Origin of the sequence: Rothia sp. HMSC066G07, from assembly GCF_001814485.1 — a bacterium.
Classification (GTDB): Bacteria; Actinomycetota; Actinomycetes; order Actinomycetales; family Micrococcaceae; genus Rothia.
The window spans coordinates 1-5,548 of sequence record NZ_KV816916.1 but is presented as its reverse complement, the minus strand read 5'-3'; the positions used below and the strand labels follow the sequence as shown (position 1 = coordinate 5,548).

The 5,548-nt window shown below is 51.9% G+C and carries 2 rRNA genes; both read left to right on the top strand.

Annotation, left to right across the window (positions count from 1 at the left end):
- Nucleotides 1-575 precede the first annotated feature (575 nt).
- Nucleotides 576-2,104, top strand: a 16S ribosomal RNA gene (locus tag HMPREF2971_RS00460).
- A 306-nt stretch (nt 2,105-2,410) separates the two neighbouring features.
- A 23S ribosomal RNA gene (locus HMPREF2971_RS00450) occupies nt 2,411-5,501 on the top strand.
- The 16S and 23S rRNA genes sit together here, the layout of an rRNA operon.
- Nucleotides 5,502-5,548: the final 47 nt, after the last annotated feature.

Genomic DNA, 5,548 nt, shown 5'->3' with positions numbered 1-5,548 from the left:
TTGTGTCCCACTTCACCCATTTTCGGGTTGCAGACCCATTTCGGCATCTGTATAGTTGTATGAGTCGCCGCGGCGAGGAGGAAAAAACGAAGAGTTTTCTTCGGTGTTTCTCCTAGTCAGAAGCGGTTTGACTGTCTTTCAATTGTATAGTGTTTTGGTTTCTTGCTTAGAAGAATCTCAGGTTGCCGGTTGGTGATGGTGGAGGAGTTTAGGGAAGAAACATTGTGGTGTGAATCACGGAAAACGGATTTGCATGGCAAACGAAACGCTGGTATAGTTGATTGAGTTGCCGCGGGAACGCGGTAACAATGAAAATAACATGAATGACCGTTCAACGGTAAGGCTTCCTTCGAATGAAGGGGTTGAGGTGTTGAATCGGTGTGTTGCTTGAGAACTCAATAGTGTGCTTTGTTCAATAAAATCACCAAATAAATGGTGATGGAAACTGAAACTAATACCAAATATTTATTGATATTTGATAATCATCAAATGGTTTCAAATTTAGTCAGCTTGAGTCACGCACCCCCGTGTGTGATTCGCTGTTTGAGATCAGATTATCAAGCTTTTCTATTTTTTCAACGGAGAGTTTGATTCTGGCTCAGGACGAACGCTGGCGGCGTGCTTAACACATGCAAGTCGAACGATGAAGCCTAGCTTGCTAGGTGGATTAGTGGCGAACGGGTGAGTAATACGTGAGTAACCTACCTTTAACTCTGGGATAAGCCCGGGAAACTGGGTCTAATACCGGATACGACCAATCTCCGCATGGGGTGTTGGTGGAAAGCGTTATGTAGTGGTTATAGATGGGCTCACGGCCTATCAGCTTGTTGGTGAGGTAACGGCTCACCAAGGCGACGACGGGTAGCCGGCCTGAGAGGGTGACCGGCCACACTGGGACTGAGACACGGCCCAGACTCCTACGGGAGGCAGCAGTGGGGAATATTGCACAATGGGCGCAAGCCTGATGCAGCGACGCCGCGTGAGGGATGACGGCCTTCGGGTTGTAAACCTCTGTTAGCAGGGAAGAAGAGAGATTGACGGTACCTGCAGAGAAAGCGCCGGCTAACTACGTGCCAGCAGCCGCGGTAATACGTAGGGCGCGAGCGTTGTCCGGAATTATTGGGCGTAAAGAGCTTGTAGGCGGTTTGTCGCGTCTGCTGTGAAAGGCCGGGGCTTAACTCCGTGTATTGCAGTGGGTACGGGCAGACTAGAGTGCAGTAGGGGAGACTGGAATTCCTGGTGTAGCGGTGGAATGCGCAGATATCAGGAGGAACACCGATGGCGAAGGCAGGTCTCTGGGCTGTAACTGACGCTGAGAAGCGAAAGCATGGGGAGCGAACAGGATTAGATACCCTGGTAGTCCATGCCGTAAACGTTGGGCACTAGGTGTGGGGGACATTCCACGTTTTCCGCGCCGTAGCTAACGCATTAAGTGCCCCGCCTGGGGAGTACGGCCGCAAGGCTAAAACTCAAAGAAATTGACGGGGGCCCGCACAAGCGGCGGAGCATGCGGATTAATTCGATGCAACGCGAAGAACCTTACCAAGGCTTGACATATACTGGACCGCATCAGAGATGGTGTTTCCCTTCGGGGCTGGTATACAGGTGGTGCATGGTTGTCGTCAGCTCGTGTCGTGAGATGTTGGGTTAAGTCCCGCAACGAGCGCAACCCTCGTTCTATGTTGCCAGCACGTTATGGTGGGGACTCATAGGAGACTGCCGGGGTCAACTCGGAGGAAGGTGGGGATGACGTCAAATCATCATGCCCCTTATGTCTTGGGCTTCACGCATGCTACAATGGCCGGTACAGAGGGTTGCGATACTGTGAGGTGGAGCTAATCCCTAAAAGCCGGTCTCAGTTCGGATTGGGGTCTGCAACTCGACCCCATGAAGTCGGAGTCGCTAGTAATCGCAGATCAGCAACGCTGCGGTGAATACGTTCCCGGGCCTTGTACACACCGCCCGTCAAGTCACGAAAGTTGGTAACACCCAAAGCCGGTGGCCTAACCCTTTTGGGAGGGAGCCGTCTAAGGTGGGATTGGCGATTGGGACTAAGTCGTAACAAGGTAGCCGTACCGGAAGGTGCGGCTGGATCACCTCCTTTCTAAGGAGCACATTTAGTTGGCCATGCTACCCGCGAGTGTCGGGTGGGTGGTTTTGCTCATGGGTGGAATGTTGGTTTTGGGTTGGATGAGGCGCATTGTTGGGTTTTGGGGTAACACGTGTGTGTTGTTCCTTTGTTTGCCTGGCATGGTGATGATGCAAGTGTTTTTGTTTGTGTTGTTGTTGTGTTGTGGGTTGTTGTTTGAGAACTATATAGTGGACGCGAGCATCTTCTGGAATTTGCGTTGAATCAATGCTTTGGTGTTGGTTTGATTGTTGATTTTAGATTCTTATTTTTCTTGATTGTGTGTAAGTTATTAAGGGCACACGGTGGATGCCTTGGCATTAAGAGCCGATGAAGGACGTGTGAATCTGCGATAAGCCTCGGGGAGCCGATAACTGGGCGTTGATCCGAGGATTTCCGAATGGGGAAACCTGGCTCATCTTCATGGTGAGTTACCGCCAGCTGAATGTATAGGCTGGTTGGGGGGAACGCGGGGAAGTGAAACATCTCAGTACCCGCAGGAAGAGAAAATAAAGTAATGATTCTGTGAGTAGTGGCGAGCGAAAGCGGAAGAGACTAAACCTGTGGTGTGTGATAGCGGTTAGGCGTTGCATCATGGGGGTTGTGGGAGTCACAGTGGCAGTTCTAACTGGCTGCCGGCATGATGTTCAGGATGGTAGGTGAACGACTTGGAATGGTCGGCCGTAGAGGGTGAGAGTCCCGTAATCGAAATTGTTCTGTCCGTGGTGTGGCCACCCGAGTAGCACGGGGCTCGTGGAATCTCGTGTGAATCTGCCAGGACCACCTGGTAAGTCTAAATACTTCTTAATGACCGATAGTGAATCAGTACCGTGAGGGAATGGTGAAAAGTACCCCGGGAGGGGAGTGAAATAGTACCTGAAACCGTGTGCTTACAAGCCGTTGGAGCCTTTTGGGGTGACAGCGTGCCTTTTGAAGAATGAGCCTGCGAGTTAGTGTTATGTCGCGAGGTTAACCCGTGTGGGGTATCCGTAGCGAAAGCGAGTCTGAATAGGGCGTTTGAGTGGCATGACCTAGACCCGAAGCGGAGTGATCTATCCATGGCCAGGTTGAAGCGACGGTAAGACGTCGTGGAGGACCGAACCCACTTCAGTTGAAAATGGAGGGGATGAGCTGTGGATAGGGGTGAAAGGCCAATCAAACTCTGTGATAGCTGGTTCTCCCCGAAATGCATTTAGGTGCAGCGTTACGTGTTTCTTGCCGGAGGTAGAGCTACTGGATGGCCGATGGGCCTTCACGGGTTACTGACGTCAGCTAAACTCCGAATGCCGGTAAGTGAGAGCGTAGCAGTGAGACAGTGGGGGATAAGCTTCATTGTCGAGAGGGAAACAGCCCAGACCACCAACTAAGGCCCCTAAGCGTGTGCTAAGTGGGAAAGGATGTGGAGTTGCTTAGACAACCAGGAGGTTGGCTTAGAAGCAGCCATCCTTGAAAGAGTGCGTAACAGCTCACTGGTCAAGTGATTCTGCGCCGATAATGTAGCGGGGCTCAAGTACACCGCCGAAGTTGTGGCAATGATCTTTTTGGTTGTTGGGTAGGGGAGCGTCGTGTGGCCGTTGAAGCTGCGGTGTAAACCAGTGGTGGAGGCTATGCGAGTGAGAATGCAGGCATGAGTAGCGAAAGATGAGTGAGAAACTCATCCGCCGGATGATCAAGGGTTCCAGGGTCAAGTTAATCTGCCCTGGGTTAGTCGGGGCCTAAGGCGAGGCCGACAGGCGTAGTCGATGGATAACGGGTTGATATTCCCGTACCGGTGAAAAACCGCCCATACTGATATTGTGATGCTAACCATGCGAAGCATGATGTGCAGGCTTTTGTTTGTGTGTTGTGTGGGTTGTGGGACCCGATCTTTGGAGGTAAACGTGTTAACAGGTGTGACGCAGGAAGGTAGCCAAGCCACGCGATGGTTGTCGTGGTCTAAGCGTGTAGGGTTGTCGGTTGTTAAATGCGCCGGCTGTGTGCCTGAGACGTGATGGGACCCCGTTTTTGGGGGATTTGGTGATCCTATGCTGCCGAGAAAAGCATCGGCGTGAGGTTTTAGCCGCCCGTACCCTAAACCGACACAGGTGATCAGGTAGAGAATACTAAGGCGATCGAGAGAATCATGGTTAAGGAACTCGGCAAAATGCCCCCGTAACTTCGGGAGAAGGGGGACCTTGAGCGTGATGGGCACTTGCTGCCTGGAGCGTGTATGGGTCGCAGAGACCAGGGGGAAGCGACTGTTTATCAAAAACACAGGTCCGTGCGAAGTCGTAAGACGATGTATACGGACTGACTCCTGCCCGGTGCTGGAAGGTTAAGAGGATTGGTTAGCCTTTTTTGGGCGAAGCTGAGAATTTAAGCCCCAGTAAACGGCGGTGGTAACTATAACCATCCTAAGGTAGCGAAATTCCTTGTCGGGTAAGTTCCGACCTGCACGAATGGAGTAACGACTTCCCTACTGTCTCAACCATGAACTCGGCGAAATTGCAGTACGAGTAAAGATGCTCGTTTCGCGCAGCAGGACGGAAAGACCCCGTGACCTTTACTATAGTTTGGTATTGGTGTTTGGTTTGGCTTGTGTAGGATAGGTGGGAGACTGTGAAGCATGGACGCTAGTTTGTGTGGAGTCGTTGTTGAAATACCACTCTGGTCAATCTGGATGTCTAACTTCGGGCCATGATCTGGTTCAGGGACAGTGCCTGATGGGTAGTTTAACTGGGGCGGTTGCCTCCTAAAGTGTAACGGAGGCGCCCAAAGGTTCCCTCAGCCTGGTTGGCAATCAGGTGTTGAGTGTAAGTGCACAAGGGAGCTTGACTGTGAGACTGGCAGGTCGAGCAGGGACGAAAGTCGGGACTAGTGATCCGGCGGTACGTTGTGGAACGGCCGTCGCTCAACGGATAAAAGGTACCTCGGGGATAACAGGCTGATCTTGCCCAAGAGTCCATATCGACGGCATGGTTTGGCACCTCGATGTCGGCTCGTCGCATCCTGGGGCTGGAGTCGGTCCCAAGGGTTGGGCTGTTCGCCCATTAAAGCGGTACGCGAGCTGGGTTCAGAACGTCGTGAGACAGTTCGGTCCCTATCCGCTGCGCGCGTTGGAAATTTGAGAAAGGCTGTCCTTAGTACGAGAGGACCGGGACGGACGAACCTCTGGTATGTCAGTTGTACCGCCAGGTGCATGGCTGATTGGCTACGTTCGGGAGGGATAACCGCTGAAAGCATCTAAGCGGGAAGCCTGTTTCGAGATGAGATTTCCTGGCACTTTTGGTGTGTGAGGCTCCTTATAGATGATGAGGTTGATAGGCCGGGTATGGAAGCGGGGACTGAAGACTCGTGGAGTTGACTGGTACTAATAGGCCGAAGGCTTACTTTTCAAGAGAGTTGTTTGTTGTTTGCGTTCACTGTATGGTTTTTGGATAA